This window comes from Vibrio paucivorans (genome assembly GCF_054053395.1).
Genome location: NZ_CM133231.1, coordinates 800,296 through 824,423 on the forward strand (window position 1 = coordinate 800,296; position 24,128 = coordinate 824,423).

The 24,128-nt window shown below is 44.4% G+C and carries 17 protein-coding genes and 1 pseudogene; 7 read left to right on the forward strand and 11 right to left on the reverse strand.

The genetic code is table 11. The features are described from left to right. Window position 1: 1 nt before the first annotated feature. On the reverse strand, window positions 2-334 hold the full coding sequence (locus ACXABW_RS18915; RefSeq protein ID WP_252031737.1) for a 4a-hydroxytetrahydrobiopterin dehydratase: 333 nt from the start codon (window positions 332-334) through the stop codon (window positions 2-4). After that, window positions 327-1,118: a phenylalanine 4-monooxygenase gene (gene phhA, locus ACXABW_RS18920; RefSeq protein WP_265686984.1), complete on the reverse strand. Its 792-nt coding sequence runs from the start codon at window positions 1,116-1,118 to the stop codon at window positions 327-329. The genes ACXABW_RS18915 and phhA overlap by 8 nt, the downstream gene beginning before the upstream one ends. Window positions 1,119-1,343: 225 nt before the next feature. Between phhA and ACXABW_RS18925 the strand changes: the two genes are divergently transcribed. Continuing rightward, on the forward strand, window positions 1,344-3,317 hold the full coding sequence (locus ACXABW_RS18925) for an acetoacetate--CoA ligase (RefSeq protein ID WP_457526980.1): 1,974 nt from the start codon (window positions 1,344-1,346) through the stop codon (window positions 3,315-3,317). A gap of 121 nt (window positions 3,318-3,438) precedes the next feature. Here the strand turns inward: ACXABW_RS18925 and ACXABW_RS18930 are convergent, their stop codons facing one another. Further along, complete coding sequence (locus ACXABW_RS18930; RefSeq protein WP_457526982.1) at window positions 3,439-4,020, reverse strand: class I SAM-dependent DNA methyltransferase; 582 nt, start codon at window positions 4,018-4,020, stop codon at window positions 3,439-3,441. A 153-nt stretch (window positions 4,021-4,173) separates the two neighbouring features. Here ACXABW_RS18930 and ACXABW_RS18935 point away from each other — a divergent pair, with 153 nt between their 5' ends. Then, the gene (locus tag ACXABW_RS18935) at window positions 4,174-5,052 is read left to right on the forward strand and encodes a LysR family transcriptional regulator (protein ID WP_265686981.1); all 879 of its coding nucleotides are present in this window, start codon (window positions 4,174-4,176) and stop codon (window positions 5,050-5,052) included. A 207-nt stretch (window positions 5,053-5,259) separates the two neighbouring features. Next, window positions 5,260-6,159 (forward strand): cation diffusion facilitator family transporter, encoded by a 900-nt coding sequence (locus ACXABW_RS18940; protein WP_252031747.1) that lies wholly within the window; start codon window positions 5,260-5,262, stop codon window positions 6,157-6,159. A gap of 83 nt (window positions 6,160-6,242) precedes the next feature. Here the strand turns inward: ACXABW_RS18940 and rarD are convergent, their stop codons facing one another. Further along, entirely contained in the window at window positions 6,243-7,151 is a 909-nt protein-coding gene (rarD, locus tag ACXABW_RS18945) for an EamA family transporter RarD (protein ID WP_457526985.1), read from the reverse strand. 86 nt (window positions 7,152-7,237) lie between these two features. Next, window positions 7,238-8,158 carry an aromatic amino acid DMT transporter YddG gene (gene yddG, locus ACXABW_RS18950; protein ID WP_457526986.1) on the reverse strand — a complete coding sequence of 307 codons (921 nt, stop codon included), beginning with the start codon at window positions 8,156-8,158 and terminating at the stop codon, window positions 7,238-7,240. 135 nt (window positions 8,159-8,293) lie between these two features. On the opposite strand from yddG, the gene ACXABW_RS18955 reads away from it, so the two are divergent. Next, window positions 8,294-8,893 carry a cold shock domain-containing protein gene (locus ACXABW_RS18955; RefSeq protein ID WP_265686977.1) on the forward strand — a complete coding sequence of 200 codons (600 nt, stop codon included), beginning with the start codon at window positions 8,294-8,296 and terminating at the stop codon, window positions 8,891-8,893. Window positions 8,894-8,932: 39 nt separating this feature from the next. Here the strand turns inward: ACXABW_RS18955 and ACXABW_RS18960 are convergent. The 3 genes and pseudogenes from ACXABW_RS18960 to ACXABW_RS18970 form a co-directional block, all read right to left on the reverse strand. After that, window positions 8,933-9,930 (reverse strand): annotated as a pseudogene (locus ACXABW_RS18960) (S1 family peptidase). 102 nt (window positions 9,931-10,032) lie between these two features. Continuing rightward, window positions 10,033-11,166, reverse strand: coding sequence for a glycine cleavage system aminomethyltransferase GcvT (gene gcvT / locus ACXABW_RS18965; RefSeq protein ID WP_457526988.1), 1,134 nt, complete (start codon window positions 11,164-11,166; stop codon window positions 10,033-10,035). Between the two features lie 354 nt (window positions 11,167-11,520). Further along, a complete protein-coding gene (locus ACXABW_RS18970; protein ID WP_265686975.1) occupies window positions 11,521-12,144 on the reverse strand; it encodes a helix-turn-helix domain-containing protein in 624 nt (207 codons plus the stop codon). Between the two features lie 374 nt (window positions 12,145-12,518). Between ACXABW_RS18970 and ACXABW_RS18975 the strand changes: the two genes are divergently transcribed. The 3 genes from ACXABW_RS18975 (at window position 12,519) to gcvP (ending at window position 17,278) form a co-directional block, all read left to right on the forward strand. Next, window positions 12,519-13,814, forward strand: coding sequence for a serine hydroxymethyltransferase (locus tag ACXABW_RS18975; RefSeq protein WP_252031765.1), 1,296 nt, complete (start codon window positions 12,519-12,521; stop codon window positions 13,812-13,814). A gap of 49 nt (window positions 13,815-13,863) precedes the next feature. Next, the gene (gene gcvH, locus ACXABW_RS18980) at window positions 13,864-14,244 is read left to right on the forward strand and encodes a glycine cleavage system protein GcvH (protein WP_252031766.1); all 381 of its coding nucleotides are present in this window, start codon (window positions 13,864-13,866) and stop codon (window positions 14,242-14,244) included. A gap of 154 nt (window positions 14,245-14,398) precedes the next feature. Further along, entirely contained in the window at window positions 14,399-17,278 is a 2,880-nt protein-coding gene (gene gcvP, locus ACXABW_RS18985; protein ID WP_457526991.1) for an aminomethyl-transferring glycine dehydrogenase, read from the forward strand. Window positions 17,279-17,591: 313 nt separating this feature from the next. Here gcvP and ACXABW_RS18990 read toward each other — a convergent pair whose 3' ends face one another. Genes ACXABW_RS18990 through ACXABW_RS19000 form a run of 3 tightly spaced genes read right to left on the reverse strand, consistent with a single transcriptional unit; the run spans window position 17,592 to window position 24,105 of the window. Next, window positions 17,592-20,777, reverse strand: a complete 3,186-nt coding sequence (locus ACXABW_RS18990; protein WP_457526993.1) for a type I restriction endonuclease subunit R — start codon at window positions 20,775-20,777, stop codon at window positions 17,592-17,594. Beyond that, the gene (locus tag ACXABW_RS18995; protein WP_457526995.1) at window positions 20,774-22,195 is read right to left on the reverse strand and encodes a hypothetical protein; all 1,422 of its coding nucleotides are present in this window, start codon (window positions 22,193-22,195) and stop codon (window positions 20,774-20,776) included. Before ACXABW_RS18995 ends, ACXABW_RS18990 begins: the two co-directional genes overlap by 4 nt. After that, a complete protein-coding gene (locus tag ACXABW_RS19000) occupies window positions 22,195-24,105 on the reverse strand; it encodes an AAA domain-containing protein (RefSeq protein ID WP_457526997.1) in 1,911 nt (636 codons plus the stop codon). Before ACXABW_RS19000 ends, ACXABW_RS18995 begins: the two co-directional genes overlap by 1 nt. Window positions 24,106-24,128 lie beyond the last annotated feature (23 nt).

Here is a 24,128-nt window from a genome sequence, read left to right on the forward strand (position 1 = left end):
ATCACTCGACAACCGAGTCACATTTGGCTGCGCAGATAAAATCATTCTTGTGCAGCCCCTTGATGGAATGGCTCCACCACGTAACCGTCACTTTCCCCCACTCCAATAGAATCGAAGGGTGATGAAACTCTTCCTCGGCAATCTCGGAAACTTTATTGGCAAATGACCAAGCCTGTAGGTAGTTCTTGAATTTATACTCTTTTTCCAATTGAGGAATACCCTCTCTGTCTAGCAACTGCCAACCATCCAGTTCTAGCAACAAGCGTTGGCGCTCTTCAAGAGTTAAAGCTACTGCATCAATACTGCAAGCTTCGCAGCGTAGTTCATCAAGCATGTGTCATTTCCTTTGGTTCAAATAGAGGGGGAAGAAGTTCCAGTTCCATGGCTTGTGCCACTTGTTCCATTAAATCTAGCTCACTGAGCTGATAGAGAGACTTAATATCGTGAATTTTGTAGTAAACCGGCTGCATGATATCAATCCGATAAGGCGTCCTTAGTACCGTTTGAATATCAAAGCGGTGACGAAGAGGATCTTGGCTGTCTAAGGCATACAGCGTCTCTCCTGGAGAAGAAAGAATACCGCCACCATAGATTTTAGTGCTGCCAGACTCTTCGACTAAACCAAACTCCACCGTAAACCAGTACAATCGAGCCAGGTACACGCGTTGCTTGGCGTCGGCTTGCATGCCTAACTTACCATACACGTGGGTGAAATGAGCGAAGTCTGGGTCGGTCAGCATTGCACAGTGACCAAACACCTCGTGAAAAAAATCCGGTTCTTGTAAGTATTCAAATTCCTCTCGGCTGCGCAAAAACGTCGCCACAGGAAAGCGCTTATTCGCCAGCAGTTCAAAGAACTTATCGAAGCTTATCAATGCCGCAACGGGTTCTACCTGCCAACCTGTTTTCTCTACTAAAACCTGATTAATTTCCGGTAACTGTGGAACACGATCTGTGGGCAAATTCAGCATTGCTAACCCGTCAGAATACGCTTTGCATGCGCGCTCTTTTACCAGCGGTAATTGACGAGTGATCAAGTCGTGCCAAATACTGTCTTCTTCGCTGCTCCACTCGACAAATCCTTTGTCATTCACGGGCTTGGACTTATAGTGTGTCACCGCCTTTCTCCTTTCTTGCGTTCACATATTAAGCCTATCGCCTGCCAATATCGCTGCCAATTCCCTGCGCTACATTTAAAGATACAAACCCGTAACAAATAATTTACATTTGACAGTTTTTTGCTTATTTTTCAGGGATATGATTATTGGCGAATGTTTGACACCTACCGGAAAACCAACAAGACTTAATATCGAGCACATTGGACGTACAATAACGAGGAAACCATGCCAAATTCATCCCCTCTTTGGACCCCATGCACGGAACGCATTGAGGGTTCAAACTTGTATCAATTCATGCAGCACATCAACATGCAAGGTGAAGCACTCGACAACTACCAAGACCTGCACGCTTGGTCGGTCGTTGAGAAAAAACGCTTCTGGATGGAAATCTGGCAATATTGCGATGTGATTGGCTATCGCGGGGATTGTATCCATGGCGAAGGCGTAGCTAAGTGGGGAGAATTCCAGCCAAGTCGCGACACGATCTGGTTTCCTCAAGCACAACTCAACTATGCTGAAAACCTACTCTCATATGCCTTTCAACAACCCGAAGGTATCGCGGTATGGTTTAAGAATGAACGAGGTCAAAGCCGAAAACTAACCTGGCAAGAATTGTGTGACCAAGTTTCTGTCGTCCAGCAATGGCTAAAACAAAACGGTGTAGAAAAAGGCGATGTCGTCGCTGGTTATCTACCTTACCTACCGGAAACCTTGGTTGCGATGCTCGCCACAACCAGCTTAGGTGCAATCTGGACTTCCACCTCACCAGACTTTGGTGTGGAAAGTGTGATTGAGCGCTTTGGGCAAGTACAGCCAAAGATCCTGTTCTGCTGCAACGGCTATACGTTTAATGGCAAAACATTCTCAATGATTGAGAAGAACACCGCCATTGTCGATGCAATCGACAGCATCACCAATACCTGCCAAATCGAGTACCTCCATACCGCCGAAAATAATTCCACTTCCAATGAGTACTTCTCCGACTGGAAAGCGGTTTTAGCCAGTTACCTGCCAAGAGGCCTGCGTTATGAACGCGTAGCGTTTAACGATCCACTGTTTGTTTTGTATTCGTCTGGCACGACCGGTAAGCCGAAATGCATTGTGCACTCGGTGGGAGGCACCACACTCAACCATATTAAAGAGCATCAACTACACTGCGATATTCAGCCCGAAGATCGCGTGTTCTATTACACCACCTGTGGTTGGATGATGTGGAACTGGCATGTCTCTGCGCTTGCTAGTGGCGCAACCTTAGTAATTTATGATGGTAACCCAATGCACCCAATGCCAAGTACATTGTGGGAACTGGCTGAAGAAGCCAAAGTGACGTTGTTCGGCACTTCGGCCAAATACTTAGAAGCTTTGCAAAAACAAGAATTTAACCCTAGCTATTACTATCCGCTCAGCCATTTAAAAACACTTTGCTCAACGGGCTCGGTACTTTATCCAGAACAATTTGATTACGTCTACGCCAATATCAACGCCGATGTCCACTTAGCCTCAATTTCCGGAGGTACCGACATCTGTGGGTGCTTTGTATTGGGCAACCCAATTTCTCCGGTATACCGTGGTGAGTGCCAAGCCGCCGCTTTAGGAATGGACGTTGCAGTGCTTAATGAGCAGGGAGAAGCTATTACCGAGCAACGTGGTGAACTGGTTTGCAGAAACAGTTTCCCCAACCAACCCATTGGTTTTTGGCACGACAACGGCGAGCGTTACCACAATGCGTATTGGTCAAAGTACGCCAATGTTTGGCATCACGGTGATGATGTGGAGCTATCAAAGTGGCAGGGAATGCGCTTCTTTGGTCGCAGTGATACCACGCTTAACCCTGGTGGAATTCGTATTGGTACAGGAGAGATTTATCAGCAGGTCAATAAGATAAGTGGCATTCTCGATTCAATTGCCGTGGGCCAACGTTGGGAGAATGACGAACGCATTGTGCTACTTGTACAGCTTGAACCCAATCAACAGCTCGACGAAACACTAGTCAGCGCCATTCGTAGCCAATTACGCAGCCAATGTTCACCGCGGCACGTGCCAGCTTTAGTCCACGCAATCAGTGACATCCCTAGAACGAAATCAGGGAAGTTAGTTGAGTTAGCGGTTAAGCAAGTCATTCATGGAGAAGAGGTCAAAAACAAAGGGGCAATTGCAAACCCACAGGTGCTAGACGAGATTGCCGCCTTGTTCCGCTAATTGCTCAATTCAATTGGCTTCAAAAGTCAGCTCAAAAGATCAACAACCCCTAGAAACGGATGCTACAAAAACAAAAAAGCCGCTAATTCCAGCGGCTTTTCAAATTCTTTTTAATCACGAGTTACTTGCGTCCAACACCCATGACAACTTTTTTAGTACCGGAATCGGTCGCGATTTCAAAAGGTACGCTAATTGATACTTCTGAGAACCCTACACTCGACAATACTTGGTTGACTCGTGCTTCGGTAAAGCCAACCTGTTCGCCTTCACTTTCCGCTAACCAATCCCAATGAACGAACACGCCGCCGTCATCAAGAATCGAGTAGATAACATCTACCGTGTCGGAAAAGTTTGGTAGAAAGCCGCAGACAGACGAAGCAACGACGACATCAAACTGGCCTCTGAAAGCTGGGTGCTGTGCCACCAAACCGCGGGAAAGCATATCCACAACGGGTTCTACGTTATCGAGCTCTTTTTTGTCGAGCTGTTCAATCATGGCTTCCGAACCATCAAGAGCAACGATATCCTTCGCCAGTGGTGAAAGCTTCTGACACAACAAGCCTGTGCCACAACCAAAATCCAAAACATGCTTGCCTTTTAGGTCCACAAGCTCTGAAAGACAATCAAATACATGCTGCGCATAAATAGAGGTCGCTTGGTCTTGTTCCCAATTTTCCGCGTACTCATCCCATTCGTTCGCCATCATGATCTCCCTATAACATCTTCATTCGGCATCTGCCCCCAAGAGTAAACCAAAACAGGGGCTTGTGGGTAGTCTTATATCCCTTTCTCACGATACCAGACAAATAAAGAAAAATTGGTTATGATTCAACGAGTCAACTTTTTAGAGCACCTTATGAACCTGTCCCAAATCGAAGCTTTTTGCACTGTTGCTGACACAGGCTCCGTTTCAGAAGCTGCAAGGCAACTTGAATGTAACCGCACAAAGCTCAGCATGGCGATTAAGGCGCTAGAAAAAGAACTCGATACTCAACTCTTTGTTCGAAGTGGAAATAACGTCACGCTGTCTGAAGCAGGTAAAGCCATTTACAAAGATTGCGAGAACCTTTTGGTCACCTCTTCGCGCATTAAGCAGACCTGTGCTCAAGTCTCCGGTGAATTTAACGCCGAGATCTGGATTGCACGTGATGATTCTCTTCCTGATGATATGTGGCAAGACTTGGCTCATACCATGAACAATCAGTTCCCTGCTACCTCGTTCAACATTGTCCTCGCTTCCAGTGGCGATCTTGCCAATTTGGTCGAAACCCATCAGGTCGACTTCGCGTTTGGTGTCGATTACGAACGCATCGACGACCCACGTATTACCTACCAGCCATTGGGTAAAATACGTATGATGTCTGTGTGTAAAAGCGATCATGCTTTGAGCAAACTGCGCCGGGTAAATGACGAAGAACTGCGGAACTCCATGCAAGCGGTCATGGTTTACCTCAATGAAAAAGATAATCCCGAACTTCAGCCTTTCTCGCTTCGCTACATTGGCTTTTCCAGCTTCGATTACATGCTCAGCACCATTCTGACTGAAAATGCTTGGGGTGTATTGCCTGAGCCTTTGATTCGTCACCACCTGAGAAAACAGGAACTTGCCGTCATCAAGCACACCTATGGGCTAACCCAAGAAGACTACTGTATGTTCACCTCTGCAGGCATGTCTGAGCACCCTGGAATGAGCTGGCTTGCCGACAAACTCAGTGACTACCTGTTCGATTTCTAACCAACTGTAAGCCTATTTTTTCATTGATACTTTGATTAACAATCAGCCACCGTCAATATTAGTGACAGCAAATAAAATCATAACTTATTGTTATTTAATAAATTAACCAAGAACACTTCTATACCCATCGTTTACCGAACAGATAAACATTGTAAATTCTCACCCTGTGGCAAAGAATGAAATTGTGTTTTTACTCGGTATGATTTTATGTGTGACAGGACAAGCTTAAACGAAAAACGAATTCTTACTTTCTCAGCCCTTTTAGCATCAGGGTTTGCGGGAGGTGGTCTCGTTCTAGGCTGGCTTGTTGGCTCACTGGTAATCATGTTCGATGGCGTTTACTCGCTGGTTAGCTTACTGCTAACTTTATTGTCACTGGGTGTTTCACGCTACATTCAAACGCCTTCTCAATCCCAATTCCCTATGGGCAAAGCCGTACTCGAGCCAGTGGTTATCGCGATCAAAGGTAGCGTAATTTTGGCTGTGGTTAGCTTCTCTCTCTACTCTGCACTAATTGCGATGTTTAACGGAGGCCGCGAAGTCGACGCTTCTATCGCAACCCTATTCGGTGTAGTTAATGTTCTTGGCTGTGGCTACGCATGGTGGTTCATTGCACGGAAAAGTAAACGTTTCAGCTCTGGTTTGATCGTTGCGGAATCGAAGCAGTGGCAAATGGATACTTTATTGAGTGTCGCGGTAACGGCTGGTTTTGTGGTCGCATGGCTGATTACATTCTCACCATGGGCAGCTTACGCGGTATACGCCGATCCTATGATGATGTTGCTAATGTCTTTCTACTTCATCAAAGTACCATTTGAAATGCTACGTGACGCCGTGAAAGAACTTCTCATGATGGCACCAAGTAAAGAGATCTGTAAAACCGTCGATCAAGGTGTTGCGGCTGTAGACAAAGAAACCGATTTGGATATCGATATTGAGTTAGCAGGTGTCACCAAGGTCGGTAACGAGCTAAGAGTGAATATCGATGTATATGCAAATAGCTCCAATGTACAAGTTGCAGAGCTCGAAACTACTCGCTCGGCGCTGAAGAACAAACTGTCTAAACTGCCGCTCGATTTACAGCTCACAATGAACATCGCGAGGTAGTGTTCGCCTGATAAAATAAAAAAGCCCGAGTTTATCCGGGCTTTTTTATTTAGTGTTTGCTTTATTAAAACTGCGCTCGCAACTTATCGCGGCGTAACATCCGCTCTACGTTTTCGGCTCAGTAATACTGATTCCGCTAGCGTTACCGCAAGGCCAATCCATATTAAACCGAAGCTGACCGCTTTCACTTCATCGAATATTTCACCGAATAGTGCGACTGCCAAAATAAACTGTAGGCTTGGCTCTATATACTGCATTAAGCCAACCATCGTCATAGACGTGTAACGCACGGCATAGGAATAGAACACCAGTGGTAACAAAGTCACAGGAGCAGCGCCTAAGTACAGAAGCAGCTCTGCCGTGCCAACAGTCAGCGCTTCACTACCTACAGTGACATGCTTGTAGGCAATATACGCTATTGCAAATGGAGCAACGAGGAGCGACTCCATCAGCAAACTGGTATAGGAATCAAACTTGATGTGCTTTTTACACAGGCCGTACAGGGCGAAAAAGGTCGCCATAACCAGAGCCACAATAGGCAGCTCCCCATATTGCCAGACCTGATAACTAAGTCCAACCACAGCAAGCGCTACACCTATTCGCTTGCCAATACTGAGTGTCTCCTTCATGAACACCACACCCAGTGCGATCATCACTAGCGGCCCAATGAAGAACCCTAAGCTCGCTTCCATTACTCGCCCGTTGGTGAGTGCCCAAGTAAATGCATACCAAGAAATACTCATTAAGCAAGAACCCACAAAGGCATAACCGAGCGAAGCTTTATCTGCCCATATCGCTTGCCAGTCTGGCCATTTTCTACGTATACAAAAAATAATCAGCAGGCATACAGGCACCGAAGCGATAATGCGCAGCGCTAGCAGCTCATCCATTGCAGCGTTAGGAAGAAATTGGTAATACAGCGGCATAATGCCCCATAGCGCAAACGCAATGGCTGCCATAATATTGCCGAAAGCAATCGGGCTGACTGACATCTTAGATTCTCAAATGTGGGATTTTTCGCGATTGTACGCAAAAACCTTGTTATGTAAATAGTTTTATAAAGCGCAAAAGCCCACCGCTATTTTTCGGCGGTGACTTGTTCTAACACTTTGCTATTGTTTGATTTTTCTCGCGTACACCACCAACAAATTAGAGAGCCAATTGTCACCATAGCGACCCCTTGCCAAAACGGTAGGCTCAACGAAATCCCTAAAATGATGGAAGAGAAAACGGTAGAAAACACGGGGGTAAAATATGAAAGTGTTGCTAGAAGAACCATATTGCCGCGCAAAATAGCCACGTTCCACAAGGCGTAACCACTGCCCATTACGATGCCTGTTAATAACAGCGTCAATGTGCTTTCTAGGGTAAACGTCATCTCTCGTTCGCTGCTTAGCGCATACTGAATCCAAAGCGTGGAAGCCGTGGCAATAAAAAACAGCACAATGGCATTCTGGCCTTTGGCTAAAACCTTAGTGACATTGCAATATATCGCCCAAATGAACGCACCGATAAACGCCATGCTGTAGACCGCTGGATTGGTCGCAACATTATTCATCAGTTGCTCAAGCGATAAGCCCGAATCGCCTGTAATGGTCCAAGCAACGCCCACCAGCGCTAACAATATGCTCGGGTACACCAACCAATGTGTTGGTTTTTTGCTAGCGATAACTGCAATCAGTACGGTAAGCGCCGGCCAGAGGTAATTGATCACGGCCATTTCTAAGGCTTGATGTCGATCATTAGCCATTCCAAGCGCCAGCGCCAAGCAGATCTCGTAGCTCACAAACAAAGCCCCGCCGACAAGCAAATAGCGTGGAGTAAACTCGCTTAACTTCGGCTTGCCCATAACAAGCACAAGGAATAGTGACGCGACGGTGTACACCAGCGCAGCACCTCCAATCGCTCCAAAGCTTTCAGCGACACTACGAGCTAAACCAATAAGACAGCTCCAAAGGAAAATCGCGGCGATACCGCAGAGTGTATTTTTATTGACCACGCTGACCTTCTAAATTGTTCTTATTGGTGTACCGATATCTTTACTACAAAAATCCTCAATATAAAACGAGTTTCGATAGTTTATCTATAATCAATTCATAACACTCACATCTCTATCTCGCTAGAGCAACGCTTAATGAGCATAAAAGGAACGATCACCGAAAAATACTTAGATAAAGGCTACGGGTACATTACCCCAGCCAAAGGCTCTCTGCGGATTCGATTTGAGTTTTCAGACATAAAAGGCAGTAAAGAACAACTCGAACTCAATGAAGAAGTGATTTTCGTTATCGCCAAGGATGACAAAGGCCATAGTCAAGCGATTGAGATAGAACGCCTAAGGCATTTTCATATTTCGTTGATTGTCGCTATTTGGTTCGCTTTCGCGTTGGCCGGCTGCGTATGGTATTTCAACTACCCCTCTCAGGTACTCGTTTATTACTCAGTGCTCAACAGCCTAGTATTGTTAGTATGCTGGCTAGATAAACGGGCAATTCAGAAAGAAAAACCTACCACCAGCGACAGCAGCTACCTATTTCTTTCCTTTCTTGGTGGTTGGGTGAGTGCGATCTTGTTCCATCACATATGGCGCCTGAAGAAGAAAAGTGTCGTCTACAAATTGTTGTTTTTTATCGTTGTTTCAATTCAAATCATCATCGTTGGCTGGACCCTTACTCCCAGAGGCGAAGCGTGGCTAGTCGCATTTATCGAAACACTTCCACCTCTACCATTTTGATCAAAAAAGGCGAGCTTGCACTCACCTTCTCGATATTACTTATTGAGCAAAGCGCCTTAGCAATGGCAATAGGATTAACGTTAGCCAACCTATCGAACCGCCGCCAGAAGAACTACTTGTTCCACTTGTCCCTAAATAACTGTTGCGCTTCGCATCTGTTGCAACGTAATTGGCGGTTTCATTGCCAGCCAACACACTATCAATCCAACTTTGGTAGTCATAAATCTCAGTGAAAACTGAAGTCACGTCTGCGTTCGTCGTACCGTTGCCACACGTTGTTGGGCCAAAACTGGTAATACCAACTTGTACCCATTCGCCGCTGTTGTTCCAGTAGACAGGGCCGCCTGAATCCCCTTGGCAGGTACTGTTGTCTAGGCCACTAAAGATACTAAAGTCACCAGAAAAACAAGCTGGGTATCTGTCACATTGTAATCACTTTGGCAGCTCGCTGTGGAGACATAAGTCAGCGTGGTATATAGAAGTTCAGTGCTGGTATCAACATTAGTTCGAGTATTACCATGACCTACCGCGTGAAAGGTATTAGCCGCATTTTGGTACGTCTCGTTGGTTGGACGGTTCACGACGTCATTCACTGTATCGATGTTCATTGCCGATGACAGCTTAATGATCGCAATATCGTTTGCCCATAGATCATTACTAGAGTCTGAATAACTCGGGTGGTAGTAAAACTCACTCGCCATAATGCGTTGAATATTGCCATCTGGATAATCAGATTCATCTTGAAGCTGAGGGACTATGGCAGTAAACAGCACCGTTTCTTCACTCAAATTACCCTCACCATCAAAAATACAGTGAGCGGCGGTTAATACATGCTGAGCATCGAGAATCGTCGCGCCACAATAGGGAGCAACAGAATACACACCATCGTAGTCGATGCGATCATAAACCAAGCTAGCAAAAGAAGGGTAAGTCGATACAGAGGCACTTGAGCCATTGACGATATAAGGGCTAATATCTGCGGCAAAAGAGGTAGCGCTGACTGAGCAGGCCGCAATAAGTAAGGCTTTTTTGTTCATAATGGATTCCTTTCTCTAGAACGCCTATCGTACCGTTTGAAAGAATGATAGGAAACAATAATACATTGTCTCCTATCATTGATCACATTATGTAATTATAACTTAACCGCGGTAGTAACGCTGAGGAACAAACGGCATTTTTTCTACTGTCATTGGTAGCTGTTTACCACGTACTTCAGCGAATAGCTCTGTGCCGATAGCAGCCAAGTCAGCACGTACATACGCCATCGAAACTGGCTTACCTGCGTTCGGGCCAGCAGTACCACTCGTAACAACACCTACTTTGTTACCTTCCGCATCGAATAGCTCTGCACCTTCACGTACTGGCGCTTTAGTTTGACCAACTAAACCAACACGCTTACGAGACACATCTTTTGTTTCAATCTGAGTAAGGATGATATCTGCACCAGGGAAACCTCCCGCACGCTCACCACCATTACGACGAATTTTTTGAATGCCCCATAGTAAGCTTGCTTCTACTGGCGTTGTTGTTGTGTCCAGATCGTGACCATATAGACACAGGCCACACTCTAAGCGCAGTGAATCACGAGCACCCAAACCAATCCACTCTACTTCTTCTTCAGCGGTTAGTTTACGCGCTAACGCTTCTGCGTGAGTTGCTGGTACTGAGATTTCGTAGCCATCTTCACCAGTGTAACCACTACGGCTTACGATGCACTCTACACCGTCAACTTCTAGTGTTTTCACATCCATGAAGATCATATCAGCAACTGCTGGCTGAAGGCGTGCAAATACTTGTGATGCTTTAGGGCCTTGAAGCGCTAGCAACGCACGATCTTCAATGATTTCTAACTCTACGCCTTCTGGAAGATGTGCTTGAAGGTGAGTAATGTCCTGATCTTTACAAGCTGCGTTTACAACAACAAATAGGTGGTCACCTAAGTTCGCCACCATTAGGTCATCCATAATGCCGCCTTGCTCATTAGTAAAGAAAGCATAACGTTGGTTACCTGATGGAAGATCGATAATATCGACAGGAACAAGCGTTTCTAGGAATGCAGCTGCGCCTTCACCGTGTAAACGAAGTTGGCCCATGTGTGACACATCAAAAAGACCAGCAGCATCACGAGTGTGTAGATGCTCTTTCTTAACACCCAGAGGGTATTGCACTGGCATATCATAACCTGCGAACGGTACCATTTTTGCGCCTACTTCTACGTGTAGTGCGTGTAATGGGGTTTTCAGTAGTTCTTGGCTCACGTTTTCTTGAGTCATTTTCTTCTCCATTGGGCCGACTCATAGATTCGGCTGGCAGCTTACTTATGGGTAAGTCGTTTTAAAGCGCACGTGAATATTGTTCATTCAATACACAACCGTACTAAAGACCTACCTGTGAATTTTCCATACTGGAAACTGTGTTTCCTATAATAAACAAGCTTGCGCTTCTTTTTCACTATTAACAAGATTCAAACAGCTCAAAATGTGACATTTAACAAGCCGATTACAATCTAGAAGCTAAAAGAAAAGCGCCGATTTGATGTATTTAGCATCAAATCGGCGCTCGTTTATTCATGTTAGCAACAAAAGCAAACGTTTGCTTTCACTATAGGAAATTTCAAAAAATTGTTTCTATTTCGCTGTGACCCATAAAATGTGCGCATCTTCTTCGCTGGTCGACACCAACATATGCCCCATATTGGCATCGTAATACACGCTATCGCCTTCGCTCATCGCAACCGGTTCATAGAATTCTGAGTAGAACAAAACATCACCGGAAAGAATCAGTAAAAACTCTTCACCATCATGGCGAACCCAGTCGTTGTACTCTTCAAAATTGCGCGCGTGAACACGACTTTTGAACGGCATCATTTTCTTATTGGAAAGTTGAGTCGCCAGTAATTCGTGCTCGTAAGTTGGCGTAGGATGTGGTTTTCCTTGCCCTGCCCTAGAAATATCACGGCGGCCTGTCGCTACTTTTTTTCTAGGTGGCTCAAAGAGTTGCGGCATATCTATCTGCAAACCAACCGCCAATTTCTGCATCGCTTGGAAAGTTGGAGAGATCTGTTCGTTCTCTATTTTACTTAGAGTAGAACGCGCTAATCCTGTGCGTTGGCTCGCCTCTTCTAGAGTGAGCCCCATCTTGGCTCGCAGGTCTTTAATTCGTTGGCCAAGCTTAAGCGGTTCGATGTTCTGATCCGTTGACTCTTTCGCCAACGTTAAGGATGGGTACTCGTCGTAGATGTCTTCAGACATACATGTCCCTCTTTTATTTTTCTACTTCCTGTTTATGAATTTCATTGTTGCATGAAGCGACTTGTTGATTAAAGACCACACAACAAAATAAAGCGTGCTCTCGGTAACAGAAATGGAAACTAGGTTTCCTATAGGAAATTTTTGATTGATTGTTCGTTACTCAGGGGGTATGTTATCGACTTGTTAGATGAAGAGATGCTATTGCTGGTTTGACTAACTGCTTAATTTAACCTTTGGTCAGGCCTGTTTTTACCCATATTTAGGGACATATTCGCCCTGCTTTGAAAGAGAGTTTTTGAGGCAGTAATAAACGAAAGACCTAGCGAGCAACAACAAGAAAGCCAGCTTGCTACGAAATTGGAAGGTCATCTACCATGAACAAAGCATATCAAAACCATAGCTTAGATAGTTTTTTCACCACCAACCTTGCTGCTACAGATGACGCTGTATTCGCTGGAATCCAAGCGGAAAACGCACGTCAAAACGAACAAATCGAATTAATCGCTTCTGAGAACATCGTTTCTAAAGCGGTTATGCAAGCCCAAGGCACTTGCCTAACGAACAAATACGCAGAAGGCTACCCAGGCCGTCGCTACTACGGTGGTTGTGAACACGTAGATACCGTTGAAGCCATTGCTATCGAGCGTGCTAAAAAGCTATTTGACTGCGAATTTGCTAACGTACAGCCTCACTCTGGCGCTCAGGCAAACGGCGCAGTAAAACTGGCACTTCTTCAGCCAGGTGACACAATTCTTGGTATGTCTTTGGATGCAGGTGGCCACCTAACACACGGTGCGCGCCCAGCGCTTTCTGGCAAATGGTTTAATGCCGTTCAATATGGTGTAGACCGCGATACTCTAGAAATCGACTACGATGCGGTTTTAGAGCTTGCTAAAGAACACCAACCTAAAATGATCATTGCAGGTGGTAGTGCAATTCCTCGTACTATCGATTTTGCTAAGTTCCGTGCAATTGCTGATGAAGTTGGCGCAATCCTAATGGTTGATATGGCGCACATTGCTGGCCTTATCGCGACAGGTGCTCACCCTAGCCCACTTCCACACGCACACGTTGTTACGACAACAACACATAAAACACTTCGTGGCCCTCGCGGCGGTATGATTCTGACTAACCACGAAGACATCATCAAAAAGATCAACTCAGCAGTATTCCCAGGCCTACAAGGTGGCCCACTGATGCACGTTATCGCAGCAAAAGCCGTGGCTTTTGGTGAAGCATTGGGACCTGAGTTTAAGACTTATATTGATTCAGTGATCAATAACGCAAAAGTTCTGGCTGAAGTGTTGCAAACTCGCGGTTGTGACATTGTGACTGGCGGAACTGACACGCACCTAATGCTGGTTGACCTTCGCCCTAAAGGCCTGAAAGGTAACAAGGCAGAAGAAGCGCTAGAGCGTGCAGGGATCACATGTAACAAAAATGGCATCCCATTTGACACAGAGAAACCTATGATTACATCGGGTATCCGTTTGGGTACGCCAGCAGGAACCAGCCGTGGTTTCGGCAGTGAAGAATTCAAACTCATCGGTGAGTGGATTGGCGATGTACTAGACGGGCTAGTTGAAAGCCCAGAAGGTAATCCAGAAGTAGAGCAACGCGTTCGCAAACAAGTGAAAGAGCTTTGCAACCGCTTCCCACTTTACCAATAAACAATTTATTGAAAGTTAAAACCTTAAAGTTATTTTTGGAGATTAAGCAATGGATAACACACTGAAGTTTGCAGACAGCCACGAGTGGGTAAAAGACAACGGTGACGGTACTGTAACTATCGGTATTTCTGAGCATGCGCAAGAAATGCTAGGCGACGTAGTGTTCGTTGACCTACCAGAAGTTGAAGACGAAGTTGAAGCAGGCGAAAGCTTTTCTTTAGTAGAGTCTGTAAAAGCAGCGTCTGACATCTACGCTCCTGTAACTGGTGAAATCGTTGAAATCAACGAAGAACTAGAAGACAGCCCAGAGCTAATCAACGAAGAGCCATACGAAGGTGGTTGGATCGTTAAAGTGAAACTTTCTGACGCTGATGAGCTAAACAACTTAAAAGACGCAGAAGAATACCTAAACTCAATCGAAGACGAGTAATTAGGACGTAAATTAAGCTGCTCAGCTATTCTTAATAGTGAGCAGCTTTTTTTTAAGGTTCACTTCAGGATGTCCTCAACGCACTACCTGAAACCGTTTCAAACCATAACCACACTATGACTGATACGAGAATCTTAGCGAGAAGGTAAAAGAAATGACTGAATTACTTCACAGCCCTCTACTAGCTGAGCTGGGCACCAAAAACGAATTCGTTGCACGCCACAACGGTCCAAACAAAGCCGATCAACAGAAAATGCTTGAAGCGATCAACGCCACAAGCTTAGAAGCACTGATCGACGAAACCGTTCCATCACAAATTCGCCTAGAGCAGCCAATGACATTGGCCGAGCCAAAAAGCGAAGTCGACATGCTTGCAGCAATGCGCGAGTTTGCCGATCAAAACCAAGTAAAACGCACATTCATCGGCCAAGGTTACTACAACACCTACACGCCACACGTGATCCTGCGTAACGTATTAGAAAACCCAGGTTGGTACACAGCATACACGCCATACCAGCCTGAGATTTCACAAGGCCGCCTAGAAGCGCTACTGAACTACCAGCAAATGGTTATGGACCTAACTGGTATGGAAATCGCGAATGCTTCTCTACTTGACGAAGCAACAGCAGCCGCTGAAGCGATGACGCTATGTAAGCGTGCAGGTAAGAGCAAGAGCAAAGTCTTCTTCGTTGCCGACGATGTACACCCACAGACGCTGGAAGTTGTAAAAACTCGCGCTGAGTACATCGGCTTTGAAGTGATGGTTGGTGCTTTAGAAACGCTACCAGAGCAAGACGTGTTCGGCGCACTGGTTCAGTACCCAGGCACAACCGGTGAAGTTCGCGATCTAACCGACATCATCGCAAAAGCTCAAGCAAACAAAACTCTTGTTGCTGTAGCGGCAGACCTACTTTCTTGCGCACTGCTTAAGCCAGCTGGCGAAATGGGCGCAGACGTAGTAATCGGTAGTGCGCAACGTTTCGGCGTACCTATGGGTTACGGCGGTCCGCACGCAGCATTCATGGCAACAAGCGATAAACACAAGCGTACTATGCCAGGTCGTGTCATCGGCGTATCTATCGATACTCACGGTAACCAAGCACTTCGCATGGCAATGCAAACTCGTGAGCAGCACATCCGCCGCGAGAAAGCGACATCAAACATCTGTACAGCTCAGGCTCTACTAGCCAACATGGCTTCTTTCTTCGCTGTTTACCACGGTGCTGAAGGTCTACGTACTATTGCACGTCGCACGCACCACATGACAGCAATTCTAGCCGCTGGCCTAACTAAATCTGGTTACGAACTAGCGCACAACAGCTTCTTCGACACCATCACCATCAATACTGGTGACAAAACAGAAGCGCTTTACGCAAAAGCACAAGCTGCTGATATCAACCTACGTAAACTACCAAGCCAAATTGGTATCAGTTTCGATGAAACAACGACAACAGGTGATGTAGAAGCGCTATTTGCCATCTTCAACGTAGAAGAGAGCGTTGCACAGCTTTCAACCGAAATTGCAGGCAACGAGTTTGCAGCGATTCCAGAAAACTGTCGTCGTGAGTCTAAGTACCTAACTCACCCTGTTTTCAATACGCACCACAGCGAAACGCAAATGATGCGTTACCTGAAGCAGCTAGAAAACAAAGACTTCTCTCTAACGCACGGCATGATCCCGCTGGGCAGCTGTACAATGAAGCTAAACGCTGCAGCAGAAATGATCCCAGTAACATGGCCAGAATTCGGTTCAATTCACCCATTCGCGCCATTAAAGCAAGCAGCCGGCTATACAGCACTTGCAAAAGATCTAAAAGAGAAGCTATGTGAAATCACAGGCTACGACGACTTCTCACTACAGCCAAACTCTGGCGCATCTGGTGAGTATGCTGGTCTAATCGCAATTCAGCGTTACCACGCAAGCCGCGGCGAAGGTCACCGTAACGTATGTTTGATCCCGAGCTCTGCGCACGGTACTAACCCTGCTACAGCATCAATGGTTTCAATGAAAGTTGTTGTGGTGAAATGTGATGACGATGGCAATATCGACATGGCGGATCTAGAAGCGAAGATCGAGAAGCACAAAGACAACCTATCAAGCATCATGATCACTTACCCATCGACGCACGGCGTATACGAAGAGCAAGTGAAAGAAGTATGTGAAATGGTTCATGCGGCTGGCGGTCAGGTTTACCTAGACGGTGCAAACATGAACGCACAGGTTGGTCTAACGTCTCCAGGCTTCATCGGTTCAGACGTTTCTCACCTAAACCTACACAAAACATTCTGTATTCCACACGGTGGTGGCGGTCCTGGTATGGGACCTATTGGTGTGAAATCACACCTAGCACCATTCCTACCTGGCCACATCGAAAACGGTGTTCAAGGTAGCGATTACGCAGTATCTGCGGCAGATCTTGGTAGCGCATCAATCCTACCAATTTCTTGGGCTTACATTGCAATGATGGGCGAACCTGGCCTAACTGAAGCAACGAAAGTAGCAATCCTAAACGCGAACTACGTAATGGAAATGCTTCGCCCTCACTACCCTGTTCTATACCGTGGTAACAACGGTCGTGTGGCACACGAATGTATTATCGACATTCGCCCACTGAAAGAAGAAACAGGCATCAGCGAAGAAGACATTGCGAAGCGTCTAATGGACTATGGTTTCCACGCGCCAACTATGTCGTTCCCTGTTGCTGGCACACTAATGGTAGAGCCAACTGAGTCAGAAGACTTAGAAGAGCTAGACCGTTTCTGTGAAGCAATGATCGCGATCCGCCACGAAATGACAGCAGTGAAAGAAGGCGCTTGGCCACTAGACAACAACCCTCTTGTGAACGCTCCACACACGCAAGTAGACCTGTCTAGCGAAGAATGGGACCGCCCGTACCCACGTGAGCTAGGTTGTTTCCCAACAGCAGCAACTAAGCTTTCTAAGTACTGGCCAACAGTTAACCGTGTAGACAACGTATACGGTGACCGTAACCTAATCTGCTCGTGCCCAAGCATCGATAACTACGAAGATTAATTTGTAGTATGTGTCTGAGTATTAAAAATTTAGACAAAGTAATTAAAAAGTAGACAAACCTCGCTTTTTAGACGAAATCTGAGAGTGGTGGATTTAAAAAATAGACAAACTTCGGTTTGTCTATTTTTTTAGGTGGTGCGCTGGTGTCGAGTCGTCGATTTAATGAGGCTTGTGGCTCACCGCTCTATAATTTACGAACCATACAAGGCAAGTCCCATACTGAAACGATGGAGTATTTATCAAATCCCGTAATAGTTAAGCTCATTCCCTTTGCCTAGCGGATTGCGTGTGAAAATATACGCATGCAATGTTGCTAGTGTGTATAGGGACTCTGCCCCTGTCCAGGATATTTTTCAAAGATATGCATATACACCTCACTACAAGTTTTGGGCCATAGGTCATCGTCATAAGACTCAGGTAAGCTATCCAATACTTCCTCAATCATATTTTTAACTCTAGCTTTGGTACGTTGTTTTTTGCGCCAGTCAATCACCAAAAGTTCTTTCATTTTTTCGGTAAGAACTTTGGCTATCTCTTTGACTTGATTACGTTCCTTGTCGGTCAAAGGAGCCTCTTGAACCATCAAGTCGTATACTGCCAATTCTTCTTCCGTTAAGCCTTCGCGTACAGTACGTTTTTCTTCATGTTCCAATTCAGTTATGAACTCTCTTAAACGATTGAAAAACTCTTCTGCGGTGTAGGCTCCTAGGTTATACGCTTCGATTAGCTCTTGAAACTTCTGCTGTAAATCTTGACGCGTTTTATTTTTAAGCACCATAGGCTGCAACTTACGCTCAATGAGGTTCTTTAGTTTTTCTGCATCAGATTGCTTCGGCTTTTCAACCTTGGCTACCATTGTCGCTAACGCATCAAAGTCGATATTCGCTATGTTCACCGGCTCAGGTAAGTTGCTTTGAATCTTGATTGTAGATATCGATTCATCTAGCAACTCGTTGACCTGATTACGAACAACATCTAAGACATCCTCATCATCAATGGACAAGCCAGACTTCAAACGCATTTGAGAATAGATGATATTGATAGCAATTCGGTATGGCACATACTGGTTAGCACTATCATCAGGCATGATCGCTTTAAAAATACGATTTATCTGTCTCAAGAAGGATGTAAACTCTTCTTTATTCTTAGGCTCTAGAAGAATTTCACTAGCATTATCCAGTAGTGATAATTTGGTAAATCCATCGGCTGGAGCTGATACGATCTGGTTTAGGTCAATATCAACGCCCTTTAAGAATACGATTAGCTCATTGATAGCTACGCCTAAAGCTGCTACCAGTTCAGACTTATCTTTTGCTGGACTATCGACTTTATAAGTAGCCCCACCTTCTGCTACCCCACCGCCATATAATCCTAAGGCTTGTTGCAACGCACTGAATATGTTTATGTAATCGACTATCTGCCCTGCCGATTTTCCTTCATATACACGGTTTGCTCGTGCGATAGTTTGCATCAGCGTATGGCTTTTTAAGGGCTTATCTAAGTAAAGCGTTGAAACTGATGGTGCATCAAACCCGGTTAACCACATTGCACATACAAAGACGATTCTTAAGTTATCTTCAGGGTCTTTGAATTTTTCGTCAATTTTTTCCTTTAGGAAGCGTTCTCTGTGAGGTTTGTAATCTAGACCTTTCTTAGCAAGACGTTCATCGTCATTTTGACCACCAGAAACGACCACTGCCATATCGGTCGTTTCCATGTGCTCAATTTGGAACTTAAGTTTGTTTAGCCTACTACCTGAGGCATATTTTGCCTGTGTCTTAAGGCTATTGAGTTTTGTCTTCCACGCTGATTGAACTTTGTCATACATCTTGATGGTGGTTGCTTTATCAATCGAAACCACCATAGCTTTACCTAACATGCCATCACTAAACACATCTCGGTTTATGTAATGATCGACCAAGTCAGAAGCAATGGTTTCCAATCGGTCATCGCGTGTAATAATATGATAAGCCTTGGAAAATTCATTTTCTAAACGAGTTTCCTGTTCATCGGTAAGATCAGCTTGCTCAAGAATCTCTGCAATATCCTCACCGATAGTATCACTCGATACTGATACTTCAGGTACACGGTTTTCATAATAGAGTGGTAATGTTGCGCCATCATCCACAGCATCGGCAAAGTTATAAATACTGATGTAGTCACCAAACACTTCTTGTGTTTTTGCTTCACCAGCTAACAACGGCGTACCCGTAAATGCCATGAATGAGGCATTTGGCATAGCATTGCGCATGTTCATCGCCAATGAGTCATATTGGCTACGGTGTGCTTCGTCGGTAATCACGATGATGTCATCACGCTCTGAAAGTACAGGAAAATTGCCTTTCTCATCGCCTTTAAACTTTTGGATCAAGGTAAACACAAATCGATGATCTTCACCGAGTAGGGCTTTTAACTCTGCACCGGAGTCTGCCTGGCAGTTTTCAGTCACAATGCCAGCTGAGTTGAAAGTTTTGTATATTTGGTCGTCTAAATCCGTTCTATCTGTGACTAATACGAACGTCCAGTTACCAGTGTATTTGCGAAATGCTTTTTTACAGAAAAATACCATTGAAAAGCTTTTGCCACTGCCTTGGGTGTGCCAAAAAACACCCAACTGACCAGCTCGTTCCTTAACGTTAGTTAGGCCGGACAAAGCTTGATTAACACCTAAATACTGATGATATTTCGCAATAATTTTTACAGTATGTTTAGTTTTGACAAATAGGGTGTAGTTTTCAATAAGGTCTAAAAGACGATTTTGTTCACATACACCACGGATCACTACTTCTAGGCTGACCCTACGCTGTTCATTTTCATTCTCAATCTTCTTCCATTCAGCAAAGTGCTCCCATTGGCTAGATATTGAACCAACCTTAGACTGCACACCATTAGATAGAATAATGATCTGGTTGTAAGTAAACAGCTGAGGAATCGTATTTTTATAGTCAGAAAGGTTGTTTTTATATGCCGTTAACAGATTTTTATGACTTGCTTTAAGCTCGATAAAAACAAGAGGTATTCCATTAACAAAACCGATCAAGTCAGGACGACGAGTTTCAATTTCGCCGGTAATGCTCATTTGGCTACAAAGCAGAAAGTCATTGTTACTTGCATTGGACCAATCGATATACTGTACAACGCAGTCTTCTTCATCTTCAGCGTTTGTGGTGTATACATAGCCATTAGTTAACAGCTCATAAACCTCTTCATTCGCTGAAATAGCCGTCATTGCACTTCTATCTCGTGATATTTGGTCAATCGCCTCTTGAATTACAAGCGTATTCACATCTGGATTCAGCTTTAGAAGTGCAATTTTTAACCTTGAAAATAAAACGACATCATTACGAGTTTCTCTGCCCAAAAATTGCGGATTCTTGGCAAGGCTATCGTCTCCTAGCGACCCAAAAACCTCATCCCAACAAGTCACCGTATTCCAAGCTAGCTCAGAAAAAAGGTTAATCGCTGGTTGCTCTACTAAAGCGTCTTCCGTGTATGTCATAGTTTATCTAACAACCCTAAATTATGCTTCTTATTGAATGAAGAAGAGCCACTAATGTAGTCTTGCGCAATATTAGAAATAGTATCTATCAATTTTAAATTCGTTGTTATGAAACCAACTGGAATACTGACCGGGTGCGTTTCTGGCCTTGACACGTGGTAGCATACAACGGCGAAAGTTCCCTCTAGCACAATGACCTCTACACTTCCCCCAAGAAAGCCCTCAATTAGTCCATAGAGGTTATTTGAGCCCTTCCTAAATTCATTTTTCCAGGTACCAATCGCTCGTCTATCCGATATATCTGACAACGGAAGAAAAATGGAGGGGGTATATATACGTTGAGGATTCTTTTCTTGTGTAAGCTGCGCGTGTTCTATTTCATTGAAACAATACTCTAGCTTTTTACTTTTTCCCCAAAAAACATCAGAAGGAGCAATCCACGTTAGTTGCTTTACAGCTTTTTCCTTTGACTTCATGAAAGATGTTGGAAGGTTCTTCAAGATCTTTCGAATATGTTCCCAGTTATTGCCAGCATAAATAGGGCCCACAAATGGGATTTCTTTTTTATCATCAAGCAAAGCTTCTGCATAACGATGTCCCAATGCCGCAATATCTATCGAGTTGCTATTGAATATATCTTTTGTCCAAGTATCACCAAAAGATTTCATAGCTAAACCGATCTCTTGGATGTTCTGGCCCTTCTGAGATTGATTTAAGGCAATAGTTATTGCTTCATGCACTTCAGAGGAGTCATCTAAACTGTCAAAGTCATCTCGTTCAATAGCTTTACCTTCTTGATCAATTGCAAAGTAAGTCGTTAAACGCATTGGATCTTGTGTTAGTTTACTAACAGAATCAATCGTATAAATGCTAGGCCGTTCATTTCCTTCTGCACGAACACCTTTTAAGTATTCATTATCTAATAATTGATAGAAACTCTTTTGAAAGTTTGACTTTGCTAACCCTTCTGTTTCGGATAGTTTCTTATTATCAACGGATAACTTGATGCCAGCATGCCACCCACCCGAACTGCGTTTATTCCCTATGCAGTTAAAGCCGCAAAGCTCAAATGAAAGCGCAGCACCGGTTTCTTGGATCGAGTTGGTTTTAGGCGGTTTACCAATACCCTCGAAATAGCCCGCTGATTGCTGGGTGAGTTGAACTAGGCCTTGCTCGTTGAAAACAAGGTCTCCTTTATCCATCAAATCACCAATAGCTTCATTAACTTCAAGCTTATTTAAACCCAAATATGTTGCAATTTGAGATGGTTTCATAGGTGCTAGTTGCACCAATCTCAGCACAAACTCCCTTATGAACGAAAGTCCCTGCTTAGTCACGTAAGAAAAGCGGAAGTTAAAACGCTGAGCAGGCACTATAAAATCAACTTCATGATAATTTAATCTAATTTCTTCAGTCATTATTTAACTCCATTGAGATCGCAATTGATTTTGTGGATACGATAGTCAGACGAGTCCTTAGCTTGCCCAGATATGTAACTTAGTACTTTACCTAACGGCAGCTTACTATTGTTTCCCTGCCACATATGGGTTGAACCAACAATCATCAACCGATCCATTGCCCTAGAAATTGCAACATTAATACGATTCGGAGTTCTCAAAAATTTTGGTTTCTTATCGCGACTTGAGCGAGTCACAGAGAGGATAATGACCCTATTTTCTTTACCTTGATAACTATCAACAGTATCAATCTTAATAAGATCCTTGAAATCATCGCTCCACTCTATTTCTTTGAACTTTTGGCGAATTAGCCTTTTTTGTTCGCCATACATACAAATAACACCAATGGCCGCTTCACCTTTTTTCACCACACCCTTTAGCTCCGAGACAAACTCAGGTTTATTAGCGATATCTTTTAATAGGTTAATAATAATATCTGCTTCTGTTCGGTTATATATACTGACACCACGATCCCCTCGATGGTATGCCTTGTCACCCAAATGCGATGTATCGACCCAAGAAACCACACTTTGAAGCATTTCTGGCGCAGTACCATAGATGTCAGGAACTTTACGCTCACCATTTTGTAGTTCACCTTTATAAAAGGTATCCGAAACGATGTTTCCAATAGGTGGTGCCATACGGTACTGAGTCAACAAGGATGCGCCAGCTTGCTTACCGTAGGGTGATTCGAACGCTCTCGCGAAATCACTTTGCAAGACTGCATCGAGGTCAATCTCTTTGTCGGCCAAGCCAAGTTTAAGAGCCAATGCTTTTTTATGCGCATCAGAATACAAAGGCGGTAATTGTTGATGGTCACCGACGAGTAAAATTCTTTTGCCCGATTGCATCGCTATAGCTAGCTCACTCGCTATAGAACGAGCTGCTTCATCGATAATAACCCAGTCGTATTGATTATCAGCGATACCTAAATGACGTTGTCCTATACCGACACAAGTACCAGTCACTAATTGTCTAGAACGAGCAAAAAACTCATCATAATTGACACGCTCAGTTTCAAGTACGTCTAACATATCGCCTGAGATATTGGCTAATGCGATAGCTTTTTTTGCTTCGTCAGGCCGAACTGAATATCTCGAACATAAGTACTGAATCACCTTGGTTTTTGCATTCCGAACATCTAAATTTTCATCGTAACTAATGCCATATTTGTTACTTAATGCCTCGCGGATAGTCGCATCTAATTCAACTACATTTTTCTTAATGATGTGCAGCTCATCTTTTTCAAGCCCCCCATCCTTGATCGACTCCAATGATTTATGCAAAGTATCAATCTGCTTAAACAAAGTGAACTCAGCTTCCACCAAATCAGTCAAAAAATCAGCCTGTAAGCCAAGAGCTTGAGACAATGATGCAACTCGATACTTCGCTTCAGCTCTAAACAACTCTCTTTTTTCTGCAACTATCGCATTTGAGTAAACATCTTTAAGTCCCGTTGAAACTGCACCTTCTCGGTTACTAAATCGAACAACATCCAGTTCCGTGTCAAGACGAGAACAGTGCTTGCGAATCCTTTCTGCTGCCGTATTAACGGCTTCATGCGATTGACTAACTAGAAGAATATTTTTTACATTCTGCTTTTCTATCAAGTGGTGTACAAAGGCCGCAATGAATTCCGTCTTACCTGTCCCAGGGGGGCCTTGTAACATTGAAAGAGGCCCGTTACTTAATAGTTGCTGGAATGCTTTTCTCTGTTGCTGATTCAGGCTAATTTTATTGCTGTGCTCATCGGTACGATCGTAACGAGCAAAGTCGTCAGATGTCACTGGCTTATCATATTGTACCGTCGGAGAGCTGCAATCTGGATCAAAATACTGAGCCAGGTTACTAACAACACTTTCATGTTCCAAAATGCGCTCTAAAGCTGCCTTAC

Bases quoted from the DNA above. Each gene is read 5' to 3' on its own strand.
- ACXABW_RS18915 (WP_252031737.1), bottom strand. From the start codon at position 334: ATGCTTGATGAACTACGCTGCGAAGCTTGCAGTATTGATGCAGTAGCT.
- ACXABW_RS18925 (WP_457526980.1), top strand. From the start codon at position 1,344: ATGCCAAATTCATCCCCTCTTTGGACCCCATGCACGGAACGCATTGAG.
- ACXABW_RS18930 (WP_457526982.1), bottom strand. From the start codon at position 4,020: ATGGCGAACGAATGGGATGAGTACGCGGAAAATTGGGAACAAGACCAA.
- ACXABW_RS18935 (WP_265686981.1), top strand. From the start codon at position 4,174: ATGAACCTGTCCCAAATCGAAGCTTTTTGCACTGTTGCTGACACAGGC.
- ACXABW_RS18940 (WP_252031747.1), top strand. From the start codon at position 5,260: ATGTGTGACAGGACAAGCTTAAACGAAAAACGAATTCTTACTTTCTCA.
- rarD (WP_457526985.1), bottom strand. From the start codon at position 7,151: ATGTCAGTCAGCCCGATTGCTTTCGGCAATATTATGGCAGCCATTGCG.
- ACXABW_RS18955 (WP_265686977.1), top strand. From the start codon at position 8,294: ATGAGCATAAAAGGAACGATCACCGAAAAATACTTAGATAAAGGCTAC.
- gcvT (WP_457526988.1), bottom strand. From the start codon at position 11,166: ATGACTCAAGAAAACGTGAGCCAAGAACTACTGAAAACCCCATTACAC.
- ACXABW_RS18970 (WP_265686975.1), bottom strand. From the start codon at position 12,144: ATGTCTGAAGACATCTACGACGAGTACCCATCCTTAACGTTGGCGAAA.
- ACXABW_RS18975 (WP_252031765.1), top strand. From the start codon at position 12,519: ATGAACAAAGCATATCAAAACCATAGCTTAGATAGTTTTTTCACCACC.
- gcvH (WP_252031766.1), top strand. From the start codon at position 13,864: ATGGATAACACACTGAAGTTTGCAGACAGCCACGAGTGGGTAAAAGAC.
- gcvP (WP_457526991.1), top strand. From the start codon at position 14,399: ATGACTGAATTACTTCACAGCCCTCTACTAGCTGAGCTGGGCACCAAA.
- ACXABW_RS18990 (WP_457526993.1), bottom strand. From the start codon at position 20,777: ATGACATACACGGAAGACGCTTTAGTAGAGCAACCAGCGATTAACCTT.
- ACXABW_RS18995 (WP_457526995.1), bottom strand. From the start codon at position 22,195: ATGACTGAAGAAATTAGATTAAATTATCATGAAGTTGATTTTATAGTG.